This is a genomic window from Mycobacterium sp. SMC-8, assembly GCF_025263565.1.
GTDB lineage: Bacteria > Actinomycetota > Actinomycetes > Mycobacteriales > Mycobacteriaceae > Mycobacterium.
In genome coordinates, this window is record NZ_CP079865.1 from 5,709,530 (window position 1) to 5,731,780 (window position 22,251).

General features: G+C 64.4%; 19 protein-coding genes, 5 pseudogenes and 1 other annotated feature. Of the genes and pseudogenes, 10 read left to right on the plus strand and 14 right to left on the minus strand.

The features are described from left to right. Positions 1 to 593: 593 nt before the first annotated feature. The 11 genes and pseudogenes from KXD97_RS27480 to KXD97_RS27530 all read right to left on the minus strand — a co-directional run. A complete protein-coding gene (locus tag KXD97_RS27480) occupies positions 594 to 1,484 on the minus strand; it encodes a hypothetical protein (protein ID WP_260754050.1) in 891 nt (296 codons plus the stop codon). Between the two features lie 169 nt (positions 1,485 to 1,653). Beyond that, a pseudogene (locus KXD97_RS27485) lies at positions 1,654 to 1,920 on the minus strand (integrase core domain-containing protein); the annotation flags it as partial. 43 nt (positions 1,921 to 1,963) lie between these two features. Then, entirely contained in the window at positions 1,964 to 2,263 is a 300-nt protein-coding gene (locus KXD97_RS27490; RefSeq protein WP_260754051.1) for a hypothetical protein, read from the minus strand. Continuing rightward, on the minus strand, positions 2,260 to 4,176 hold the full coding sequence (locus tag KXD97_RS27495) for a site-specific integrase (protein ID WP_260754053.1): 1,917 nt from the start codon (positions 4,174 to 4,176) through the stop codon (positions 2,260 to 2,262). Before KXD97_RS27495 ends, KXD97_RS27490 begins: the two co-directional genes overlap by 4 nt. Then, complete coding sequence (locus KXD97_RS27500; RefSeq protein WP_260754055.1) at positions 4,142 to 5,224, minus strand: tyrosine-type recombinase/integrase; 1,083 nt, start codon at positions 5,222 to 5,224, stop codon at positions 4,142 to 4,144. The genes KXD97_RS27495 and KXD97_RS27500 overlap by 35 nt, the downstream gene beginning before the upstream one ends. Before the next feature lie 101 nt (positions 5,225 to 5,325). Continuing rightward, positions 5,326 to 6,359, minus strand: a pseudogene (locus tag KXD97_RS27505) (IS3-like element ISMysp3 family transposase); the annotation flags it as partial. A 26-nt stretch (positions 6,360 to 6,385) separates the two neighbouring features. After that, positions 6,386 to 6,628 (minus strand): annotated as a pseudogene (locus KXD97_RS27510) (integrase core domain-containing protein); the annotation flags it as partial. Positions 6,629 to 6,671: 43 nt separating this feature from the next. After that, positions 6,672 to 6,971 carry a hypothetical protein gene (locus tag KXD97_RS27515; RefSeq protein ID WP_260754051.1) on the minus strand — a complete coding sequence of 100 codons (300 nt, stop codon included), beginning with the start codon at positions 6,969 to 6,971 and terminating at the stop codon, positions 6,672 to 6,674. Next, the gene (locus tag KXD97_RS27520) at positions 6,968 to 8,884 is read right to left on the minus strand and encodes a site-specific integrase (RefSeq protein WP_260754053.1); all 1,917 of its coding nucleotides are present in this window, start codon (positions 8,882 to 8,884) and stop codon (positions 6,968 to 6,970) included. The genes KXD97_RS27515 and KXD97_RS27520 overlap by 4 nt, the downstream gene beginning before the upstream one ends. Further along, the gene (locus KXD97_RS27525; protein ID WP_260754056.1) at positions 8,850 to 9,932 is read right to left on the minus strand and encodes a tyrosine-type recombinase/integrase; all 1,083 of its coding nucleotides are present in this window, start codon (positions 9,930 to 9,932) and stop codon (positions 8,850 to 8,852) included. Before KXD97_RS27525 ends, KXD97_RS27520 begins: the two co-directional genes overlap by 35 nt. Before the next feature lie 101 nt (positions 9,933 to 10,033). After that, positions 10,034 to 11,076, minus strand: a pseudogene (locus tag KXD97_RS27530) (IS3 family transposase); the annotation flags it as partial. Beyond that, positions 10,673 to 10,807: a sequence feature (AL1L pseudoknot), on the minus strand. Its footprint overlaps the pseudogene before it by 135 nt. A 129-nt stretch (positions 11,077 to 11,205) precedes the next feature. Here KXD97_RS27530 and KXD97_RS27535 point away from each other — a divergent pair. Continuing rightward, complete coding sequence (locus KXD97_RS27535) at positions 11,206 to 11,421, plus strand: hypothetical protein (protein WP_260754058.1); 216 nt, start codon at positions 11,206 to 11,208, stop codon at positions 11,419 to 11,421. A 27-nt stretch (positions 11,422 to 11,448) separates the two neighbouring features. On the opposite strand, the gene KXD97_RS27540 is transcribed toward KXD97_RS27535, so the two are convergent. After that, positions 11,449 to 12,674, minus strand: a protein-coding gene (locus KXD97_RS27540; RefSeq protein ID WP_260757937.1) for an IS3 family transposase whose coding sequence is annotated in 2 segments (ribosomal slippage) — positions 11,449 to 12,443 and positions 12,443 to 12,674 — 1,227 coding nt in all. Because the reading frame shifts where the segments join, the coding sequence is not laid out codon by codon here. Positions 12,675 to 12,731: 57 nt separating this feature from the next. Here KXD97_RS27540 and KXD97_RS27545 point away from each other — a divergent pair. The 7 genes and pseudogenes from KXD97_RS27545 (at position 12,732) to KXD97_RS27570 (ending at position 17,392) form a co-directional block, all read left to right on the plus strand. Then, complete coding sequence (locus KXD97_RS27545) at positions 12,732 to 13,271, plus strand: DDE-type integrase/transposase/recombinase (protein WP_260754060.1); 540 nt, start codon at positions 12,732 to 12,734, stop codon at positions 13,269 to 13,271. Between the two features lie 83 nt (positions 13,272 to 13,354). Further along, on the plus strand, positions 13,355 to 14,437 hold the full coding sequence (locus KXD97_RS27550) for a tyrosine-type recombinase/integrase (protein WP_260754061.1): 1,083 nt from the start codon (positions 13,355 to 13,357) through the stop codon (positions 14,435 to 14,437). Further along, positions 14,403 to 15,608: a hypothetical protein gene (locus tag KXD97_RS27555; protein ID WP_260754062.1), complete on the plus strand. Its 1,206-nt coding sequence runs from the start codon at positions 14,403 to 14,405 to the stop codon at positions 15,606 to 15,608. The genes KXD97_RS27550 and KXD97_RS27555 overlap by 35 nt, the downstream gene beginning before the upstream one ends. After that, positions 15,566 to 16,318: a site-specific integrase gene (locus KXD97_RS27560; protein WP_260754063.1), complete on the plus strand. Its 753-nt coding sequence runs from the start codon at positions 15,566 to 15,568 to the stop codon at positions 16,316 to 16,318. The genes KXD97_RS27555 and KXD97_RS27560 overlap by 43 nt, the downstream gene beginning before the upstream one ends. Beyond that, complete coding sequence (locus KXD97_RS27565; protein WP_260754051.1) at positions 16,315 to 16,614, plus strand: hypothetical protein; 300 nt, start codon at positions 16,315 to 16,317, stop codon at positions 16,612 to 16,614. The genes KXD97_RS27560 and KXD97_RS27565 overlap by 4 nt, the downstream gene beginning before the upstream one ends. 55 nt (positions 16,615 to 16,669) lie before the next feature. Beyond that, positions 16,670 to 16,873, plus strand: a pseudogene (locus tag KXD97_RS33400) (integrase core domain-containing protein); the annotation flags it as partial. A gap of 45 nt (positions 16,874 to 16,918) precedes the next feature. Further along, positions 16,919 to 17,392 (plus strand): hypothetical protein, encoded by a 474-nt coding sequence (locus KXD97_RS27570; RefSeq protein WP_260754066.1) that lies wholly within the window; start codon positions 16,919 to 16,921, stop codon positions 17,390 to 17,392. 20 nt (positions 17,393 to 17,412) lie between these two features. On the opposite strand, the gene KXD97_RS27575 is transcribed toward KXD97_RS27570, so the two are convergent. Further along, the gene (locus KXD97_RS27575; RefSeq protein ID WP_260752495.1) at positions 17,413 to 18,816 is read right to left on the minus strand and encodes an IS1380 family transposase; all 1,404 of its coding nucleotides are present in this window, start codon (positions 18,814 to 18,816) and stop codon (positions 17,413 to 17,415) included. A gap of 533 nt (positions 18,817 to 19,349) precedes the next feature. Continuing rightward, positions 19,350 to 19,925, minus strand: coding sequence for a DUF6431 domain-containing protein (locus KXD97_RS27580; RefSeq protein WP_260751629.1), 576 nt, complete (start codon positions 19,923 to 19,925; stop codon positions 19,350 to 19,352). 874 nt (positions 19,926 to 20,799) lie between these two features. On the opposite strand from KXD97_RS27580, the gene KXD97_RS27585 reads away from it, so the two are divergent. After that, a complete protein-coding gene (locus KXD97_RS27585; RefSeq protein WP_260754069.1) occupies positions 20,800 to 21,453 on the plus strand; it encodes a type IV toxin-antitoxin system AbiEi family antitoxin in 654 nt (217 codons plus the stop codon). Next, positions 21,443 to 22,219 carry a nucleotidyl transferase AbiEii/AbiGii toxin family protein gene (locus KXD97_RS27590; protein WP_260754071.1) on the plus strand — a complete coding sequence of 259 codons (777 nt, stop codon included), beginning with the start codon at positions 21,443 to 21,445 and terminating at the stop codon, positions 22,217 to 22,219. Before KXD97_RS27585 ends, KXD97_RS27590 begins: the two co-directional genes overlap by 11 nt. The last annotated feature ends 32 nt before the right edge of the window (positions 22,220 to 22,251 follow it).

Below are 22,251 nucleotides of genomic sequence, written 5' to 3' on the forward strand. Positions count from 1 at the left end.
CCAGCGACATTCTTGAGGCGATATCCGCATACCGCGCAGCGAAGGGATGGCAGGGCGCCATCCATACCCCCGAAGCCCACGCTGCTGTCTTCCACAGTCACCCGTCAGCCGTAGATATGCGCAGCCGGCTCGACAATGACATCGTTGATACCTCAGAGGACCCGCTTGTAGTCACGGACGACCCGGGAGACGAGGACGTGGTGGGCCCCGACTTACCCCGCGACTGAGGCGACGACAGGCTGCGCGACAACCGAATTGGCCTTCAGAAGTAGGCCGGGTCCCGTAGCTCGCACGCGCTCTCGCCGCGTGTAGCGCCGCTAGGGTTTCGCGGCGCCAACCGCACATTGAAGCCCCGCATCGTGGTCACGTGCGACTCATGGGTCACCGTGACACTGCTCGGCTCATCCGTTCCTCACCGTAGAGCGACGAAGTGTGGGGATAGCCGCTGGCGCGGGAAGTTGCGACGGGCGTTCGTCCGCCAAGCACCGGGCTCGGCGAAGTACCGGTGGGACGACTACCCGCGCATCCCTGGAGCTGCGTTCGACACACCATGGCGCAGAGTCATTTGTGGTGGCCGCGGCCGGGTTGGATCGTCAAAGCTCTTCTGCTGAACGAAACTGAGGTGGCCCGAGGGGATACTCTCGATGTTCCCACACATGATCAAGCACGTTCTCCAGGGCGTGTTCGTCGGCCGACATGTTGAGACCACCGAGCGTCATCGCTGCACGCATTGCGGATGCGATCGTCGCCGAATGCCTGGCATCAATAATCCGGATGGTTTCTCGCGCAGCAAGTGTCGTGACAAAGTCGAGAGCTGCGCCGCGGGCTGTAAACGGAGCAATGGAAGAATCTGGCTCAATCTGCAGAGCCGAGAGTAACTCTCGTGCTCCGTCCCACCTGGTCCCCCGATGTGCATGCGCGAACTCGCTAAGCGCGCGGTTCAACGCGCCTAGCCGCCGCCAGCCCGCTCCCTCCAACCAATCCCGCGGAGTAGTACCGGGGCTGCCCTCAAGAGCAGCCGCTTTGGCCGGTTTGATGTGCCAAGTGCGTAGTCGCGCTGTCTGTTCGAGAGTACAGCGAAGAGCCGCCATTGCTCGGTCGTCGTCTTCCAACCAAAGCCAGTACGCCGTCCGCAGCGAGGAGGAGACCACGGTGGCGGCTGCCGCAAGGTCCGGCAGTTCCGCGCTCCAGCGCGCACAAAGACCAGCGATCTCGGCTGCGAGGGTAAACGTGATCCCCCTCCCGGCGAGATTCTGCGGCTCGAATCGCTCACCGTAATATGCCTTTTCGCGTTCCAGCATGAACGCCGCGACCGATGCACTGGCGTGTCGGTGGGCGGTGAACGCAAGAGTGATGAGTTCGTCGTCGCGATATAGTCGCCCCTCGGGGAGTTCGCGAGAGAGGACCCGTTCATAGAGCGCTGCCCGGCTCGCAAGGTATTGGCGTGGTTCGGATTCGAGCCCCTCGTTCACATTCAGCGGCATTAGCGCAGGCAAGACAGGTCTGACCAACGGGCGAGGATCGCGCGACTGCGTGCTCTTGCGACCGAGTGTCGAAGCTTCGAGCGGTTCCAACCGTTCACCAGCGTTTAACAGCTCTTGGGCCGTGTCGGGACGGCCACTCTCACTTGATAAAGCTGAACCGTCCCGGGTTTCATGCACCCTCAGGTTTCTGTGATCCGGCCGGTCTACCGGTCACGAGTTGGGAATAGTAGCGGGCTTCGGCTTCGGCCGGCGGAATGCGTCCGAGGCGGTGCATCAGGCGCTGCTGGTTGTACCAGGCGACGTAGTCGGCGGTGATGTATTCGACGTCGCCCACGGTGTTCAGTGGGCCGCGGCGAAACGGGGAATCCGCCCGGACACATTCGTTCTTGTACAGGCCGATGGTCGTCTCAGCCAGCGCGTTGTCGAAGGCTTGACCGGCTAATGCGGGCTCAGGGAGCTGTGTTGGCGTGCGGAGTGGTTCATTGTCGGGGTGGTGTGGTGAGTTTGCGGAGTTGTTCGTCGTGGCGTTTGACGCGTGCGGCGAGTGCTTCGACGGCGGTGCGTAGGTGGGCGACGTCGGTGGCCAGGCCGGTGAGGGTGCGGGCGTCGGTTTGTCGGGTGCGGTGTTCGTCGACGATGGCGCGGAGCTGGCGGTCGCGGTAGAGGGTGGCGCGGCTGATCTGGGCGTGCTCGGCGACGGCGGTGAAGGTGATGGGCTGGCCGGCGGTGGCGAGGTTGGCGCAGACCCGTTCGACGCGCAGCAGGGCGGGTTCGTTCATGCGGATGCCGCTGCGGTGATGAGCGCGTCGAGTCGGGAGACGAGCTTGCGGTGGCGGTCGGCTTCGTTGATCCATCCCCGTTTTTCTGCGTCTACGGCCAGATCGTGGGCGTCGATGCGTTGGGCGGCAAGGACAGCGAGGTGGGTGGCGTCGGTGTGGAAGCTGGGACAGTGTTCGCAGATGTTGGCATACGGGCAGGACCCTTGCGCGGGTGCGCGTAGGCAGTATCCGCCGGCCAGGCGGGATTTGATGGCCGGGGTGTCTTTCCAGCCGGTGCCGGTGATATCGGTCAGCGGCAACCCGACTGCGGTGGTGGTGGGCAGCGCTCCGATATGACTTTTGGCCAGGTCCAAGGCGCGTTCGTATTCGGTGCGTACGGTGTGGTCGAAGAGGTGGGCATATCGCAGACTCATCTGGGAGGAGACGTGGCCCAGCAGTGCCATGAGGGCCTGCAGCGATACTCCAGCGTTGATCAGTGCAGTGGCATAGGTGTGTCGCAGTTGATGCGGTGTGATGTGTCCTAGGCCAGCAGCTTGGGCTGCCCGGTTCAGTTCTTCGCGTATTGCGTTCTGGGACAGTCTTTTCCCGTGGTGAGTGAACAGGAAGTCGGCGGGGGCGCCGGTGCGGGGATGGATCATCGGTCGCCCGCAGGAGCGGGTTGTGGTGATGCGGTCCACGAGGGTGAGGACCTCGTCGTCGACGGGGATCATGCGTTCGGAGTTGAGCTTGCCGAGGGGAACTTTGAGCCACGATCCCTGGCCCGGGATCTCGTGGATGCAGTCGAGTTCGAGGTCGAGCAGTTCACCGATGCGCAGTCCGCAGGCCCGCTGCACCAGCAGGGCGTCAGCGGCGAGTCGGTAAGGTGATTTCGCCAGGGCGGCAGTGAGTGTGCGGTCTGCATCGACCGGTAGATATCGGGGCAGACAGCGGGGTGGCCGCGGCATGTCGGTGCGGAAGATCAGGCGCCGCGGTGGGGCGTCGTCCCATCCCCATTCGGTGATTTCGGCCAGGAAGTTGCCCACCGCGTGGATGCGTCGGATCCGGTCGGCGATGGTGATCGGCTCACCGGTGACGCTGTTGGTGGCGGTGGTCAGCGAGGTGATGAACGGCTCGATGTGCCGGCGGCGGTCCAGTTGGTTCAGCGAGGTCAGGCTGGGGTCGGTGGCGGCGAGGTAGCGGCCGAAATGTGCCAATCGGGTGGCCAGGGAGCTGACCGTTTTGGGCACGCAGGTGGCGTATTTGCGGTTCAGATAGGCCACGAACTCCGGCCGCAGCGCCGCCGGGACGTCGGCCATGCGCTCCTCGAGGGTCAACGGGGCGACCGCCGGAGGTGCTTGGTCGTCGAGGATGCCGAGGTGGAACAGGATCTGGCGGGCACTGTGGGTGGTGCTGCGATAGTGCCTGGCACCGCGGCCGGTGCGTTCCTGTCGGCTATCGCAAGCGTGCAGCAACTCTTGCAGATCATGTTCCCGCAGATCGGCCAGGGGGCGGGCGGTCTGGATCAGCAGGCGGGCGATGATCTGCGAGCCGATCGCCGAAGCGACCCGCTGACTGAAACCCAATTCGGCTGCTGCGCGCAGGAACTGATCGAGGTCGGGTTGCAGGCAGCTGTCGGTCAGCTCGTGCCAGAGGCTGCAGAGTTTGCGGTGCACGAGGTAGTCGTAACCCGGTTGCAGCCGTCGGCTGACCATCAGGAACGTGATAAACGGCCGCGTCGAACAGTTCGCCGCCAACTGCTGCTGCAGTGGGATGTCGGCCCAGGTCTGGACTCGGGGCCAGCGCCGTAGAAACGATCGGGCGGCTTGGGCATAAGCGGTGTTGCCGCGGTCCCGGCGTTGTAGGTGAACCAGGTAGGCAGCGTAGATCTGCGCCGGTGTTTCAGGGGCGGGAACGTAATCGTGTTCGGGCAGCATCGTATTCCGCCTTGACGTGGATGGGTGCCAGATGGATGTAGCGGGCTGTGGTGTCGATGTGGGAGTGCCCGAGCAGAGCTTGCATCACCGCCAGATCCACCCCGGCCTCGGCCATCGCGGTGCCGAAGGTATGTCGTAACGCATGCGGGTGACCCGCGAGCACCCCGGTCTTGGCTCGGTGATACCGGAAGATTGTGCGTAAACCGGCCGCGGTCAAGGGTTGGCCCCGATGCGGGCCTTTCGCGACCAGGAATAGGAGGTTGCTGTCCGATTCGGGTCTTTCAACGAGCAGATAGGTTTGGATCAGCCCGGCGACCTCCACATCGAGAGGCACGCGGCGCTCCTTGGCGCCTTTGCCCATCACCTTCACCCAGCGGGCACCGATATCGACATCGGTCACGTTGAGGGTCAGCAGTTCTCCAGATCGAAGCCCGGACAACAACATCAGCCCAGCCAGTGCCCGGTCACGCCACGTCCGCAGGCTCGATAACAGCTGAGCGGTCTCGTGACGATTCAAGGCCCGCGGCAGCCGACGCGGTTCGCGCAGCCGCAGCGCCGATCGGCGTTTGGGCCGGACCAAATGTCCAAGCAAGCCGGTGCGTTCCTCAGCGCTGACCCGACGGGCTTCGCGGCCACTAGGGATCGGGCTCCGCAGCCTGGGGTCACGCAGTTCGCGGAACTGGTACAGGCCGGTCAATGCGGCAAGGCGGTGGTTGATGGTCGTCGACGAGTAGTGGTCGTAGGCCGCGCCGGTCATCGACACCACATTGGCGGGGCGCCCCGCGATCGGAGTCTGCCGGCAGTGCCGCATGAAGTCCAGCACCGTCTCGGTGGTCACCGCACTCAATGTGACATCGACGTCGTCGAGCCAACGGCAGAATGCCAGCAGGTCATAGCCGTAGGCCCGCAGCGTGCGGGGAGAATAATTCCGGTCGGCCAAATACCCCAGGTACTCGTTGACCAACGCGTACTTCTCACAGCCCGGACCGGACAACACCCAGGCGACATCGGTGCCTGGGTGCAGACGCAGCTGATGCTGAATCGCCATAAGACAAGTGCAACCCCGCCGCCTACCGCCAGTCAAGCATTTTCCTTGCTGGCGTGTCGTTTACGTGCCTGCATTCTCCCGGATTAGCCGGTCAACAGGCAATCCCCAACACTGCCCACGGACGGGCGAATTCCCGAAAGGCTCAGTGTCTCACCGAATCTCACACTCGTGTACTGCGAGCCGGCGTCGCTGTGATGGATTGCGCCGTCGACGGGATGGCCTTGGCGGGCACGCAGTGCAGCGGCCTGACGCAGCGCGGATTCGACGAAGCGGGTGTGCTTGGACGCCGAGGCTTCCCAGCCCACGATCGACCCGGCGTAGGCGTCGATGACGAACGCGACGTAGACGAACACGCCGGTGACGAGCTTGACGTAGGTGAAGTCGGCCACGAGCAGCACGTTGGGTGCGGCCACCCCGAACTGGCGGTCCACCAGGTCCGGCGGTCGCACCGCCTCCGGGTCGGGGATCGTGGTGCGGACCCTCTTCTGGCGGCGCACGCCTTGCCAGCCGTTCTTGCGCATCAGGCGTTCCACGGTGGACTTGGCCACCGGGATGCCCTGACGCTGCAGATGGGCCCACATCTTCAGCGACCCGTACAGCGACTCGGGCCTGCGGCGTCCGTGCTCATCAGGCTCGTAGTAGCCGGCTAGGATCTCGGTGATCGTGGCGTCCCACAGGGCCCGTTTCGAGGGCGCCCGCACCGCCCAGGCATGAAATGTCCGCGGGGCGATCGGCACGGCGTGCTCGGTGAGCACGCGGCAGATCGGAGCGACCCCGAAACGGTCCCGGTGGGCGGCGATGAACTCGCAGACCGTAGCGGTCAGCGGCGGCTGCGCGGGTCGCTCTCCCGCACGAAGAAAGACGTTGCCGCCTTGAGGATTTCGATAGTCTGCTCCAGCTCGGCGTTACGCCGTTTCAACGCCCGGATCTCCGCAGCCGCCTCCGAAGAGACCCCGTCTCGATCACCGTCATCGACCTGTTGCTGGCGAATCCAATTACGCAGCGTCTCGGCGTTCATCCCCAACCGTTTGGACACCGCGGTAATCGCCGCCCACTCGCTCGGATAGTCCTCCCGGTGCTCGCGCACCAGACGGACCGCCTTCGCTCGGGTCTCCGGGTCGTACTTGCTCGGCATGAACCGCCCCAGGTTCTCCGCCGCTTCTATACGGGTTGCGGCTCTCGGTTGAGGGTCGCGTAATGGGCTTGCTCGAACTCCACGGGGGTCATCATCTCAAGGCTGCTGTGCAGGCGCCTGGTGTTGTACCAGTCGACCCAGCCGGCGGTGGCGTACTCGACGTCTCCGATGTTGCGGTAGGGGCCGGCGTGGAAGATCGTGGTGCGGATGCACTCGGTCTTGTACAGCCCGATTACGCACTCCATCAACGCGTTGTCGTAGGCTTGACCGGCTAATGCGGGCTCAGGGAGCTGTGTTGGCGTGCGGAGTGGTTCATTGTCGGGGTGGTGTGGTGAGTTTGCGGAGTTGTTCGTCGTGGCGTTTGACGCGTGCGGCGAGTGCTTCGACGGCGGTGCGTAGGTGGGCGACGTCGGTGGCCAGGCCGGTGAGGGTGCGGGCGTCGGTTTGTCGGGTGCGGTGTTCGTCGACGATGGCGCGGAGCTGGCGGTCGCGGTAGAGGGTGGCGCGGCTGATCTGGGCGTGCTCGGCGACGGCGGTGAAGGTGATGGGCTGGCCGGCGGTGGCGAGGTTGGCGCAGACCCGTTCGACGCGCAGCAGGGCGGGTTCGTTCATGCGGATGCCGCTGCGGTGATGAGCGCGTCGAGTCGGGAGACGAGCTTGCGGTGGCGGTCGGCTTCGTTGATCCATCCCCGTTTTTCTGCGTCTACGGCCAGATCGTGGGCGTCGATGCGTTGGGCGGCAAGGACAGCGAGGTGGGTGGCGTCGGTGTGGAAGCTGGGACAGTGTTCGCAGATGTTGGCATACGGGCAGGACCCTTGCGCGGGTGCGCGTAGGCAGTATCCGCCGGCCAGGCGGGATTTGATGGCCGGGGTGTCTTTCCAGCCGGTGCCGGTGATATCGGTCAGCGGCAACCCGACTGCGGTGGTGGTGGGCAGCGCTCCGATATGACTTTTGGCCAGGTCCAAGGCGCGTTCGTATTCGGTGCGTACGGTGTGGTCGAAGAGGTGGGCATATCGCAGACTCATCTGGGAGGAGACGTGGCCCAGCAGTGCCATGAGGGCCTGCAGCGATACTCCAGCGTTGATCAGTGCAGTGGCATAGGTGTGTCGCAGTTGATGCGGTGTGATGTGTCCTAGGCCAGCAGCTTGGGCTGCCCGGTTCAGTTCTTCGCGTATTGCGTTCTGGGACAGTCTTTTCCCGTGGTGAGTGAACAGGAAGTCGGCGGGGGCGCCGGTGCGGGGATGGATCATCGGTCGCCCGCAGGAGCGGGTTGTGGTGATGCGGTCCACGAGGGTGAGGACCTCGTCGTCGACGGGGATCATGCGTTCGGAGTTGAGCTTGCCGAGGGGAACTTTGAGCCACGATCCCTGGCCCGGGATCTCGTGGATGCAGTCGAGTTCGAGGTCGAGCAGTTCACCGATGCGCAGTCCGCAGGCCCGCTGCACCAGCAGGGCGTCAGCGGCGAGTCGGTAAGGTGATTTCGCCAGGGCGGCAGTGAGTGTGCGGTCTGCATCGACCGGTAGATATCGGGGCAGACAGCGGGGTGGGCGCGGCATGTCGGTGCGGAAGATCAGGCGCCGCGGTGGGGCGTCGTCCCATCCCCATTCGGTGATTTCGGCCAGGAAGTTGCCCACCGCGTGGATGCGTCGGATCCGGTCGGCGATGGTGATCGGCTCACCGGTGACGCTGTTGGTGGCGGTGGTCAGCGAGGTGATGAACGGCTCGATGTGCCGGCGGCGGTCCAGTTGGTTCAGCGAGGTCAGGCTGGGGTCGGTGGCGGCGAGGTAGCGGCCGAAATGTGCCAATCGGGTGGCCAGGGAGCTGACCGTTTTGGGCACGCAGGTGGCGTATTTGCGGTTCAGATAGGCCACGAACTCCGGCCGCAGCGCCGCCGGGACGTCGGCCATGCGCTCCTCGAGGGTCAACGGGGCGACCGCCGGAGGTGCTTGGTCGTCGAGGATGCCGAGGTGGAACAGGATCTGGCGGGCACTGTGGGTGGTGCTGCGATAGTGCCTGGCACCGCGGCCGGTGCGTTCCTGTCGGCTATCGCAAGCGTGCAGCAACTCTTGCAGATCATGTTCCCGCAGATCGGCCAGGGGGCGGGCGGTCTGGATCAGCAGGCGGGCGATGATCTGCGAGCCGATCGCCGAAGCGACCCGCTGACTGAAACCCAATTCGGCTGCTGCGCGCAGGAACTGATCGAGGTCGGGTTGCAGGCAGCTGTCGGTCAGCTCGTGCCAGAGGCTGCAGAGTTTGCGGTGCACGAGGTAGTCGTAACCCGGTTGCAGCCGTCGGCTGACCATCAGGAACGTGATAAACGGCCGCGTCGAACAGTTCGCCGCCAACTGCTGCTGCAGTGGGATGTCGGCCCAGGTCTGGACTCGGGGCCAGCGCCGTAGAAACGATCGGGCGGCTTGGGCATAAGCGGTGTTGCCGCGGTCCCGGCGTTGTAGGTGAACCAGGTAGGCAGCGTAGATCTGCGCCGGTGTTTCAGGGGCGGGAACGTAATCGTGTTCGGGCAGCATCGTATTCCGCCTTGACGTGGATGGGTGCCAGATGGATGTAGCGGGCTGTGGTGTCGATGTGGGAGTGCCCGAGCAGAGCTTGCATCACCGCCAGATCCACCCCGGCCTCGGCCATCGCGGTGCCGAAGGTATGTCGTAACGCATGCGGGTGACCCGCGAGCACCCCGGTCTTGGCTCGGTGATACCGGAAGATTGTGCGTAAACCGGCCGCGGTCAAGGGTTGGCCCCGATGCGGGCCTTTCGCGACCAGGAATAGGAGGTTGCTGTCCGATTCGGGTCTTTCAACGAGCAGATAGGTTTGGATCAGCCCGGCGACCTCCACATCGAGAGGCACGCGGCGCTCCTTGGCGCCTTTGCCCATCACCTTCACCCAGCGGGCACCGATATCGACATCGGTCACGTTGAGGGTCAGCAGTTCTCCAGATCGAAGCCCGGACAACAACATCAGCCCAGCCAGTGCCCGGTCACGCCACGTCCGCAGGCTCGATAACAGCTGAGCGGTCTCGTGACGATTCAAGGCCCGCGGCAGCCGACGCGGTTCGCGCAGCCGCAGCGCCGATCGGCGTTTGGGCCGGACCAAATGTCCAAGCAAGCCGGTGCGTTCCTCAGCGCTGACCCGACGGGCTTCGCGGCCACTAGGGATCGGGCTCCGCAGCCTGGGGTCACGCAGTTCGCGGAACTGGTACAGGCCGGTCAATGCGGCAAGGCGGTGGTTGATGGTCATCGACGAGTAGTGGTCGTAGGCCGCGCCGGTCATCGACACCACATTGGCGGGGCGCCCCGCGATCGGAGTCTGCCGGCAGTGCCGCATGAAGTCCAGCACCGTCTCGGTGGTCACCGCACTCAATGTGACATCGACGTCGTCGAGCCAACGGCAGAATGCCAGCAGGTCATAGCCGTAGGCCCGCAGCGTGCGGGGAGAATAATTCCGGTCGGCCAAATACCCCAGGTACTCGTTGACCAACGCGTACTTCTCACAGCCCGGACCGGACAACACCCAGGCGACATCGGTGCCTGGTTGCAGACGCAGCTGATGCTGAATCGCCATAAGACAAGTGCAACCCCGCCGCCTACCGCCAGTCAAGCATTTTCCTTGCTGGCGTGTCGTTTACGTGCCTGCATTCTCCCGGATTAGCCGGTCAACAGGCAGTCGGCTACCGACCCGATCGAGGGCAAGATGCCCTCCTCGGCAAGGTGGTCGGTGAAAGTGATCGAGGTGTATTGCGACCCGGCATCGGCGTGACCGATGAGCTCTCCGCGGACCACGGGGTGACCCTCACGGTCGCGCTGCCACAAGGCCATGCGTAGCGGCACGTCGACCAGCTCGACGGCCTTAGTGGTTGCCACGTTCCACGCGATGATCTTCTGGGCGAACACGTCGAGGATGAACGCGACGTAGACAAATCCAACCCAGGTGCGGGCGTAGGTGAAGTCCATGACCCAGGTGCGGTTGGGTGCTTGGGCCGTGAAGTCCCGATCGAGGAGATCACCGGCGCGCTTACCGTCCTTGGCCGCGATAGTGGTCCGGATCCCCTTTGAGCGTCGGACACCCTGCAGGCCAAGCAATCTCATCGCTCGGTCCACGCTGCCCGGCGACGCGTTGGGGGTGGTGCGCTTCACGAGCGCTGTCATTTTCCGGCGGCCGTAGAGACCTTCTGGGGTCATCCGCCGCACTCCTGCGTGATCGACCGTCCAGACCAGGTCGCGAACCTGATTGGTGACCATGGCGTCGGTGATCGTCCGGTCAGCGACAGGCCGGTTGGCCCGTGCCCAGTCACGGTAGGTCCGCGCGGCGATCTGCGCGCCCTGCTCACGCAGGACTCGACAGATCGACTCGACCGCGTGGCCCTGGGCCCGCAGCTCGTCGATGAACGCGACGATCATCGGTTGCGGGGGTCGAGTTCCCCCGCGAAGAAAATCGAGGCCCGCCGCAGAATCTCGTTATCCTCCTCAAGCCGGCGCACCTTGGCCTTGAGCTCCTTGATCTCAGCGAGCTCCTCGCTCGTAGCGCCCTGACGCTGACCCCCGTCGATCTGGGCCTGCACGACCCAGCGGCGCACCGATTCCTTCCCAACGCCCTCACGCCGCGCGACGGCCTCACACGCGGCAGTCACCGACGGGTACAGCGGCAAGGTATCCAGCACCTGCCGCACACAGCGCTCCCTGACGTTCGGGTCGATCTTCTTCGGCATGGTTTGCATCCTTCCAACTCAGAAAGATGCGGCATCAAACCTGGGGCGCTTCAGCATGACATGCACCTTCCCAAGGAAGGAGGTGCGCATCAAACGCGGGATGGTTCACTTTGCGGGCAAGCATCTAAAGTGAGCCGGTTCGAGCTCATGGCCGCGGAGTGCGCCTCCCACGATGTCGTCAGGATGGCCCAGCTGCTGGGTGTGTCCACCTCGGGCTACTACAAGCATCGCGACCGTCTCCGGGCCAGCGAGCCCACGCCGGCAGTCCAGCGTCGCCGGGACCTGGAAGTCAAGATTCTGACCCATCACACGAACTCCAACGGCACCTACGGGTCGCCGCGGTGATCCACCCCGGCATGTCGGGAGGTTCTCTTATCTGAGTGCCTCCTCGGTATGAGGGTGCCGTTGGCGATGGTAATAGAGGGCTTCGGCCCGGTCCGGAGTCAGGTCCTGGCAGTAGCCATTCGGTCGCTGCCGGTTGTAGAAAGCCACCCATTCGGCGGTTGCCAGCGAGAGGTCGGCGGCACCGGGATACGGCGGCTGGTGGTCGATGAGTTCGGTCTTGTAGCTGCTGTTCACCGATTCGGCCAAGGCGTTGTCGAAGCTATCGCCCACCGATCCGACTGAGGGCAGGATCCCTTCAGCGGCCAAGTGTTCAGTGAACGCTACCGCCGTATATTGAGAGCCCGCATCGCTGTGATGGATCAGATCATCCAAAAATGTTGCACCAGAACGCTTCCTGGTATCTATGGCGTGGTTGATCGCATCGGTCACCAGCTTCTGGGTCATCTCGGTGGCCACCTTCCAGCCTACGATCTTGCGGGCGTAGACGTCGGTCACGAACGCTGTGTAGGCCCAGCCGGCACGGGTCCGGCAGTACGTGAAATCGGCCACCCACAAACGGTCCGGCGCGCCGGCGACGAAATGCCGCGCGACCCGATCCGGAGCTCGCGTTGCTGCCGGATCAGCAATGGTGGTGCGCACCCGGCGGCGCTTGCACGCACCCCGCCAACCCATCTCCCGCATGACCCGCTCCACAACACACCGTGAGACATCGAGTCCGTTGGTACGCAACACAATCCACGTCTTACGGGCACCCAGAACCGCGAACAGCTTGTTGGATCGGCGCAGCCGCCAGATGGCGTCGATCACCTGCGCATCAGTCCAGTCCGCCTTCGAGGGGCCACGGCGGGCGCGGTGGGCGTAATACGTCGACGGGGCGATCACGACGCCGAACTCCGAGAGCACGGCGCACATCGACTCGACACCCCACTTGAGACCATCAGCGCCCACACGCATGTGCTGGTGGGCGCTGATGAACTCCACGACTACTGAGACGGCCGGTCGAGCTCGGCAGCGAAGAAAACCGACGCCGCCTTCAAAATCGCGTTGGCCCGCTTGAGTTCGGCGTTCTCCCGGCGCAGCTTGCGCAGGACCTCGGATTCCTCGCTGGTCTGCCCAGCCCGATCTCCGGCGTCGATCTCGGCCTGGCGGACCCATTTGCGCACCGTCTCGGCGGTACCGACGCCCAGCAGATCAGCAACCCGGCCCATCGCCTCCCACTCCGAGACCGTGTCGCTGCGCAGATCGGCCACCATCTGCACCGCTCGCGCCTTCAGCTCGTCTGGATACCGCTTCGATGACTTCGTTCCCACGTGCCCATCCTTCCCAACAGAAGAACTCTCCGGACACGCCGGGGCGGATCACGGATCACCGCCGATCTGCATGAGGCCGGGGACCAGGTTTCGCACAACACGGTCGCCAAGATCATGGCGGAGTTGGGCATCGAGGGCGTCAGTCCGCGCACCTTCAAGACCACCACGGTCGTTGATCCGTGCGCGTCGTTCCCGCCGGATCTGGTGGGTCGCCGCTTTGACCAGGGCCGTATCGACGCGGTGTGGTCCACCGACATCACCTACCTGAGCTGCGGTGAAGGCGACATGTTTCTGTGTGCGATCCGCGACGAACATTCCCGCCGGGCACTGGGCTGGGCGGTCGATGATCACATGCGCACCGAGTTGGTGACCACGGCCGTGGATCGGGCAGTGTTCACCCGCGGCGGCAACGCCAACGGCGTCATACTGCATTCAGACCGCGGGACCCAATTCACCTCGCACGGCATGGCTGAGGCCGCCGCCGAGCATGGTTTGCGCCGTTCGATGGGTGCCACTGGGATCTGCCTGTTGACCGGCTAATCCGGGAGAATGCAGGCACGTAAACGACACGCCAGCAAGGAAAATGCTTGACTGGCGGTAGGCGGCGGGGTTGCACTTGTCTTATGGCGATTCAGCATCAGCTGCGTCTGCAACCAGGCACCGATGTCGCCTGGGTGTTGTCCGGTCCGGGCTGTGAGAAGTACGCGTTGGTCAACGAGTACCTGGGGTATTTGGCCGACCGGAATTATTCTCCCCGCACGCTGCGGGCCTACGGCTATGACCTGCTGGCATTCTGCCGTTGGCTCGACGACGTCGATGTCACATTGAGTGCGGTGACCACCGAGACGGTGCTGGACTTCATGCGGCACTGCCGGCAGACTCCGATCGCGGGGCGCCCCGCCAATGTGGTGTCGATGACCGGCGCGGCCTACGACCACTACTCGTCGACGACCATCAACCACCGCCTTGCCGCATTGACCGGCCTGTACCAGTTCCGCGAACTGCGTGACCCCAGGCTGCGGAGCCCGATCCCTAGTGGCCGCGAAGCCCGTCGGGTCAGCGCTGAGGAACGCACCGGCTTGCTTGGACATTTGGTCCGGCCCAAACGCCGATCGGCGCTGCGGCTGCGCGAACCGCGTCGGCTGCCGCGGGCCTTGAATCGTCACGAGACCGCTCAGCTGTTATCGAGCCTGCGGACGTGGCGTGACCGGGCACTGGCTGGGCTGATGTTGTTGTCCGGGCTTCGATCTGGAGAACTGCTGACCCTCAACGTGACCGATGTCGATATCGGTGCCCGCTGGGTGAAGGTGATGGGCAAAGGCGCCAAGGAGCGCCGCGTGCCTCTCGATGTGGAGGTCGCCGGGCTGATCCAAACCTATCTGCTCGTTGAAAGACCCGAATCGGACAGCAACCTCCTATTCCTGGTCGCGAAAGGCCCGCATCGGGGCCAACCCTTGACCGCGGCCGGTTTACGCACAATCTTCCGGTATCACCGAGCCAAGACCGGGGTGCTCGCGGGTCACCCGCATGCGTTACGACATACCTTCGGCACCGCGATGGCCGAGGCCGGGGTGGATCTGGCGGTGATGCAAGCTCTGCTCGGGCACTCCCACATCGACACCACAGCCCGCTACATCCATCTGGCACCCATCCACGTCAAGGCGGAATACGATGCTGCCCGAACACGATTACGTTCCCGCCCCTGAAACACCGGCGCAGATCTACGCTGCCTACCTGGTTCACCTACAACGCCGGGACCGCGGCAACACCGCTTATGCCCAAGCCGCCCGATCGTTTCTACGGCGCTGGCCCCGAGTCCAGACCTGGGCCGACATCCCACTGCAGCAGCAGTTGGCGGCGAACTGTTCGACGCGGCCGTTTATCACGTTCCTGATGGTCAGCCGACGGCTGCAACCGGGTTACGACTACCTCGTGCACCGCAAACTCTGCAGCCTCTGGCACGAGCTGACCGACAGCTGCCTGCAACCCGACCTCGATCAGTTCCTGCGCGCAGCAGCCGAATTGGGTTTCAGTCAGCGGGTCGCTTCGGCGATCGGCTCGCAGATCATCGCCCGCCTGCTGATCCAGACCGCCCGCCCCCTGGCCGATCTGCGGGAACATGATCTGCAAGAGTTGCTGCACGCTTGCGATAGCCGACAGGAACGCACCGGCCGCGGTGCCAGGCACTATCGCAGCACCACCCACAGTGCCCGCCAGATCCTGTTCCACCTCGGCATCCTCGACGACCAAGCACCTCCGGCGGTCGCCCCGTTGACCCTCGAGGAGCGCATGGCCGACGTCCCGGCGGCGCTGCGGCCGGAGTTCGTGGCCTATCTGAACCGCAAATACGCCACCTGCGTGCCCAAAACGGTCAGCTCCCTGGCCACCCGATTGGCACATTTCGGCCGCTACCTCGCCGCCACCGACCCCAGCCTGACCTCGCTGAACCAACTGGACCGCCGCCGGCACATCGAGCCGTTCATCACCTCGCTGACCACCGCCACCAACAGCGTCACCGGTGAGCCGATCACCATCGCCGACCGGATCCGACGCATCCACGCGGTGGGCAACTTCCTGGCCGAAATCACCGAATGGGGATGGGACGACGCCCCACCGCGGCGCCTGATCTTCCGCACCGACATGCCGCGCCCACCCCGCTGTCTGCCCCGATATCTACCGGTCGATGCAGACCGCACACTCACTGCCGCCCTGGCGAAATCACCTTACCGACTCGCCGCTGACGCCCTGCTGGTGCAGCGGGCCTGCGGACTGCGCATCGGTGAACTGCTCGACCTCGAACTCGACTGCATCCACGAGATCCCGGGCCAGGGATCGTGGCTCAAAGTTCCCTCGGCAAGCTCAACTCCGAACGCATGATCCCCGTCGACGACGAGGTCCTCACCCTCGTGGACCGCATCACCACAACCCGCTCCTGCGGGCGACCGATGATCCATCCCCGCACCGGCGCCCCCGCCGACTTCCTGTTCACTCACCACGGGAAAAGACTGTCCCAGAACGCAATACGCGAAGAACTGAACCGGGCAGCCCAAGCTGCTGGCCTAGGACACATCACACCGCATCAACTGCGACACACCTATGCCACTGCACTGATCAACGCTGGAGTATCGCTGCAGGCCCTCATGGCACTGCTGGGCCACGTCTCCTCCCAGATGAGTCTGCGATATGCCCACCTCTTCGACCACACCGTACGCACCGAATACGAACGCGCCTTGGACCTGGCCAAAAGTCATATCGGAGCGCTGCCCACCACCACCGCAGTCGGGTTGCCGCTGACCGATATCACCGGCACCGGCTGGAAAGACACCCCGGCCATCAAATCCCGCCTGGCCGGCGGATACTGCCTACGCGCACCCGCGCAAGGGTCCTGCCCGTATGCCAACATCTGCGAACACTGTCCCAGCTTCCACACCGACGCCACCCACCTCGCTGTCCTTGCCGCCCAACGCATCGACGCCCACGATCTGGCCGTAGACGCAGAAAAACGGGGATGGATCAACGAAGCCGACCGCCACCGCAAGCTCGTCTCCCGACTCGACGCGCTCATCACCGCAGCGGCATCCGCATGAACGAACCCGCCCTGCTGCGCGTCGAACGGGTCTGCGCCAACCTCGCCACCGCCGGCCAGCCCATCACCTTCACCGCCGTCGCCGAGCACGCCCAGATCAGCCGCGCCACCCTCTACCGCGACCGCCAGCTCCGCGCCATCGTCGACGAACACCGCACCCGACAAACCGACGCCCGCACCCTCACCGGCCTGGCCACCGACGTCGCCCACCTACGCACCGCCGTCGAAGCACTCGCCGCACGCGTCAAACGCCACGACGAACAACTCCGCAAACTCACCACACCACCCCGACAATGAACCACTCCGCACGCCAACACAGCTCCCTGAGCCCGCATTAGCCGGTCAATGCTGGGATAACGCCGGTGCCGAATCGCTGTGGTCGACGTTCAAGCATGAGTTCTACTACCGGCACACTTTCGCGACGAAAGTCGAATTGATTGCAGCAGTTGACAATTGGATGCGATTCTACAATCATCAACGTAGGCACTCGGCGATCGGTCAGCGCTCACCAATTAGCTACGAACGCACCATGAGTGTCACCCTGGAAGCAAGCTAACCGCGTCCACTTTTTCTGGGGAACCCCAGTCAGCGCTCCGCAGAATTGCTGCTCGCCGACGTTGCCGACCGCCAAATCGCGGAAGGTAACGTGACCCTCCAGAATCAGTACCAAGCGTTACGACTCACGTACGAGTACTTCCGCGAAGGCGCCCAGCTCGCTCTCGACGGAAAGGGGCGCATTCCCGAAAAAGCGCCTGGGGGAGGCTTCTGGATCGCACGAGAGGAACGAGAAGCGTTCTACAATATCGTCGCGATGTGCGGCGCCTACTTTTCCGTGATCGAGCATGTGCTTGTTTTATCCATCCCTTTCTTCGCAGAGCATAATTCGAAGGCGATCGATGTCCGCGAGGTCATCAAACTGTCCTGGGCTGACAAGTATCGTTACGTCCTCGGTGACTTAACCTCAATCCGTGGATCGGCCTTCCTGATGGTGGCCGGGGGTAATTTCGGTGGCTGGGTTTGGTGCGGGCAGGTGGGATCCGCTGGTCTGCCCAGCTTTTCCTGTGCGCTCCGGTAGGGGCCTGTTCGGCCGGGTGGTCAGGGTGTTGCCGGTTGTGGTGGGCTGTAGCCGATGGTGTTGCGCCACAGGGTGAGCCAGTGCTGTGCCCAGGGCCAGTGGCTGGGTAGATGCAGAACGGGGCGGCGTTGGGGTCGGACCAGTCTGGCGGGAATGGTGATGATCTTGCGGCGCAGGGTGGCTCCCCGGGCCACTGCGTGGGCGCCGCCGGCGAGCACGCCAGCGGCACGCAGCAGGTTGTGGGCGATCGCAGCGCACAGGATCCACGCCGAGTTCGCGCCGAATCGTCCCGAGGGCATGTGCGCCAGGGGTCCGTCGATCAGATCGGCGAACACGGTCTCGATGATCGCGTGGCGGCGGTGGGTGATGTCGGCCGCGGCGGTGGGTTCGTCGGTGTCGGTGAAGAACGGGTGATACCGCCACACCGGAAACAGCGCATCGGGGAAGCGGGCGTCTTTGACCCGTCGCACGATCAACCGTGCGGTGATCGGGCTGTCGGTGGAGGTAAAGGCGGTGTGGGTGATCTCGGCGACTTCGGCATCGGAGATCCATGCTCCGGTGTCGGGATCACGAATCGCGCCGGGATATTGCACGGGAATCCAGGCGTGCTCGTCGATGGATGCGATGGCCGCCGTGACAGCGCGAGTTTTGGTCAGCACCAACGAGAACTGAGCACCGGCGCGGCGGCAGGCGGCGGTCACGGTGCTGTTGCCGTAGGCCGAGTCGCCGCGTACCAGGATCGGGCCGGTGACCCCGGCGGCGCGGGCGGTGGCGATGGCTTGGGCGACCATCCGGGCTGCGCCCTTGCCGGAGTTGGTTTTGCCGGCTCGCAGCCGGGCGCCGGCGATCACCGGCGCGCCGGTGGGGGTGCTGATTGTGGTGATCAACGGTGACAGGCCTTTGCGCAGGATCTGTTTGCCCGCGATTTTGGTGTGTCCGTAGGAGGCGCCCTGTTTGGCGTGTCCGTAGACCGGACGTAGCAGTGAGTCGATGTCGATGAACGCTCGGTCGTCGGCGCCGGGAAGCAGATCGGCCCGTGTGCAGAGCCCGGCCAGGTGCTCGCGCAGCACGGACTCCAGTTGCCGGGCGTGTCCGAAGGTGAACTCCCGCAGCAGGGTTCCGATAGTCGAGGGCGCGTACACCCCATTGAACAGGGTTCTCATGCCGCCTGATCGCACGACGTCGAGGTCGTCGATGCTGTCGGCGCCGGCGCACATCCCGGCAATCACGGTGCTTAGTTTCGGTGCAGGGTTGGCCGACCCGGATTTGATCCTCGGTTCGACGATGAGCACCTTGTCGGTTAATAGCTGCGGCAAGGCCGTCTGGGCGGCCAATGCCATGACCGGGACCAATCCGGCGCAGGACACGAGATGCTCGTCGTCGAAGACGGCCGCCGAGGCAGTGAACCTATGGGACACTTTCACCGGAAGTGCCTTTCTGAAGTTGTGCCGATAAGTGCGTAAGGAACACTCATCATCGCAGCTCAGAGGGCACTTTCCTCATATCAACACTCGCCTACCAGGCAATTCATCGGTGGATTCAGGCTTAACGGGGATCGCGGGCGACTACTTCTCACGGCTTAACACCATCGCCGAAAGGTATAGGAACACGTATGGCCACGGCGCCTTTGGCAAAGATTGTGCGACCACCTATTTTCATGCTCCTGGAGTGGGGGCGATTCCGGGAAATATGACCCGAGTACGCCATAGCCCGCAATTCTCACTGGTGCCCGCCGCGGAGAGTGACTTCACGAAGGTGTGCGCCGTCTTCGATGGATGGGTGTTGGCCGTCGCTCAGGATGCAGACGATGGCGTCACTGTGGATGCAGACGTGATTTCGGGGGTCGGTCTGCATTGTGACGGGGTAATCGTCGCGGCGACGCGGTGGTCGTCATGGTGACGACTGTCGGCAGGCATGGTGATGACGCCCCCGGCGGCAGCGCGGGGACGTCGGAGGGTCAGCCGGGTGGCGCCAGAAGGCGGCCGCGGGTGTACATCCCGATCAGGGTCCACGGCGGCTCACCGAGGGCGTAGCGGCGGCGGTCCCAGTAGGCCGCTGCCGACAACAGCGACAGCGCGTGGTGCAACATGTTCCCTCGGTAGCGCAGCGCGGTGAACGTGTCGGGGTCCAGGGCGAGCAGCTGCTCGGTCCCGTCGCGTGCGAGACGGTCCAGGTGCTCTGGCGGTAGTCGGCGAAGCCAGCGGCGCACGGTGGACACCGGCCGCCCCATGGTCGCCGCGATACGCCGGTGTCCGAGTCCATTTGCTTTGTGCAGCAATGCTGTTCCAATCACTGCGGTGGTGTCGGCATGGCGTGGCTGCAGAGCGGCGGGCATCACGATATGCGTTGACGAGCAGGACCGGCATCGCGTGCGGCGGGGGCGCACCGTGATCGTGGTCCCGTCGTGATCGCGCACGGAGCGCCGCCTGCCGTAGCCCCAAGAAGTCAGCTGGCCGTCGCGGCACCGCGGGCAGCGGAGTTCGCCGGCGGCGAGCAGTTTCTCGGCCAGTTCGCCGGTGCGCGCGACGATCACCGCAGAGCCAGTCCATGATCCACCAGCCTTACCTATCACCCGGGAACCGGGATAGGGGTCAGTTCGTGTTGGGCGACCGCAGAATCGACGCGTCCGCCGTCACCGATTGTGACGATCTCGGGATTCGGCATCGCGCCGGAGCCGAAATGGACTCTGCGCGAGCAGACCAGCGCGGGGTCCGTTCGTGGGCACGCTGATGATGCAGACGACCGCCGTCCCCGACCCGGGATTTCGACAACTTCAATGACGATCACCCCCGCCGTGGTCGTCACACAGAGGGACGGTCAACAATGGGAGGCCGAGGTAGCCGACATTCTTATGTGGCCGGCGTGGACCTGGATCCAAGCTGGACTTGACGTCCGGTACGACCGAGAGTTTTGCAGCAAGGTCAATGCAGCGTTCGAAGCTGAACGGTTTGATCAGTTCGTAGACGAGGAAGCTGCCCAGTGGGAATGGCACGTAAACATGGAGTACTAAGTGTCAGGCCGCGCTTGTTACTGCGTTAATCGGACGCTCAGCGCCGCGGGATTAGCCAATTCGACCAGCGCTGCCCCAGCACAGACGACGCATGCGATGCACGGCAGACCGCAGCGTCAAGTGACGCAGAGGAATAACTATGTTGGCGGCCGCGAGTCATGGCTACGTAGAGCAGGTTTCGGGTGGCGCTTTCGCCGAGGACGGCGTGGCTGGTGTCGGCGGTGACGCCTTGGGCGGATGAGCATGACTCAAGACCGCTACATGAGCCGCGGCCGGGTCCGTACACAAGTGGCCGATCTGCTCGACCGCGCAGTCGAAGATCCCGACGGTCAATAAACTTGAAAAGTATGCATTTTATAGGTTAATAGCCTATGATTCGCATAATGGAGGATGGATTATGGCAAGGCGACACAGCACGGCGGTCCCCGCCGGCCTCGCCGCGCGCCCACTGCGTACCTTCCGCACCGGGCAGGCCGAGGACACCTACGCATACCCGGGCCCCGAGATCGCGCGGCTCCACGAGCGCGGCCTGCTCCATCGCCTCGCCAACGGTTACTACGTCGTCATTCCCCAAGAAATGTTGGGCCGCAAATGGATTCCTGATCTGGAAGTCGCCGCCGCCGGAATCGCCACGACGATCTACGGCCATGACGACATCGTCGTCATGGGACTCAGCGCCGCGCGCCTGCACGGCGCGATTCCTCGTGCATTGGCAACCGCCATCGTGGCGGTACCGCGCCAACACCGCCCCATCACACTCACCGACCGGCCGGCGGTCGTACGGTTCGTCAAACGCAACACCGCAGAACTCGACGCCGAACGCGTCCGCACTGACCTGGGCCCCACACTGGCAACGACGCCCGAACAAACCATCCTCGACCTCGCGCACCGTCCCACCCTCGGCGACAGCGCAGCCGACGTCCCCGCCGCCGTCGAAGCCCTCTACGCACGAGCGGATCCAGACCGTTTGCGCCAGCTCGCCACCGCACAGCGCCGCCTGGCTTCCCTGCGTCGGGCAGAAGACTGGGCAGGGGTTGCTCATGGATCCTGACGAACGCGATTCGGTCGCAACGCAGTTCGGCGTGTCCACCGAACAAGTCGAGCGCGACCACCTCATTTCCCACATCCTCGCGTTCCTCAGCCGTGAGTTCGGTGACCACCTCCACTTCATCGGCGGCACCGCCCTGGCACGCACCCACCTCCCCGACGGACGGCTCAGTGAAGACATCGACCTCATCGCCATCGGCAGCCGCAAAGAGTTGGCCGCCGAGCTCGACGCCACACTCTCCCGCGCCGTCGCGCGCACCCATGGCCGGCTGACCGTCGAACCCGCACTCAGCGGTACTGCAGACACCCTGCCGGTGCTGTTGCGCCCGTCGGACGGACGCCCGGTCCGCCTCCAACTGCTCTCCGCACGCGACCGGGTCGTCTGGCCGACGGAACGCCGCGCTCTGTTTCAGCGCTATGCGGACGCACCCGCTGCTGAACTGCTTGTGCCGACCCTCCCCGCGTTCGCGGCGTCGAAGACGGCGACATGGACGGACCGGCACGCAGCCCGCGACCTCTGGGACCTGTGGGCGCTGAGCCGGGTCGGTGCTATCGACGCGAAGGCCGCCGCGCTGTTTCGGCGGTACGGACCAACCAACAAGGCGCCGACGCTGCGCATGTTCGACCGGGCCCCGACGGACGCCGAGTGGCAGGCGCAGCTGGCCGGACAGACCCGCCTCAACGTCTCCGCAGCCGAAGCCCTCGTCGCGGTGCGCGAGGCTTGGCGACAGGCCATACGACCTGCGAAGACCGTCATAAACGGTGAATAAACGATGAGTTCCAAGATTCGATCTTGAAAAAC

Coding starts and splice junctions, on each gene's coding strand:
- KXD97_RS27480 (WP_260754050.1), bottom strand. CDS start 1,484: ATGCCGCTGAATGTGAACGAGGGGCTCGAATCCGAACCACGCCAATAC.
- KXD97_RS27490 (WP_260754051.1), bottom strand. CDS start 2,263: ATGAACGAACCCGCCCTGCTGCGCGTCGAACGGGTCTGCGCCAACCTC.
- KXD97_RS27495 (WP_260754053.1), bottom strand. CDS start 4,176: ATGCTGCCCGAACACGATTACGTTCCCGCCCCTGAAACACCGGCGCAG.
- KXD97_RS27500 (WP_260754055.1), bottom strand. CDS start 5,224: ATGGCGATTCAGCATCAGCTGCGTCTGCACCCAGGCACCGATGTCGCC.
- KXD97_RS27515 (WP_260754051.1), bottom strand. CDS start 6,971: ATGAACGAACCCGCCCTGCTGCGCGTCGAACGGGTCTGCGCCAACCTC.
- KXD97_RS27520 (WP_260754053.1), bottom strand. CDS start 8,884: ATGCTGCCCGAACACGATTACGTTCCCGCCCCTGAAACACCGGCGCAG.
- KXD97_RS27525 (WP_260754056.1), bottom strand. CDS start 9,932: ATGGCGATTCAGCATCAGCTGCGTCTGCAACCAGGCACCGATGTCGCC.
- KXD97_RS27550 (WP_260754061.1), top strand. CDS start 13,355: ATGGCGATTCAGCATCAGCTGCGTCTGCAACCAGGCACCGATGTCGCC.
- KXD97_RS27555 (WP_260754062.1), top strand. CDS start 14,403: ATGCTGCCCGAACACGATTACGTTCCCGCCCCTGAAACACCGGCGCAG.
- KXD97_RS27565 (WP_260754051.1), top strand. CDS start 16,315: ATGAACGAACCCGCCCTGCTGCGCGTCGAACGGGTCTGCGCCAACCTC.
- KXD97_RS27585 (WP_260754069.1), top strand. CDS start 20,800: ATGGCAAGGCGACACAGCACGGCGGTCCCCGCCGGCCTCGCCGCGCGC.
- KXD97_RS27590 (WP_260754071.1), top strand. CDS start 21,443: ATGGATCCTGACGAACGCGATTCGGTCGCAACGCAGTTCGGCGTGTCC.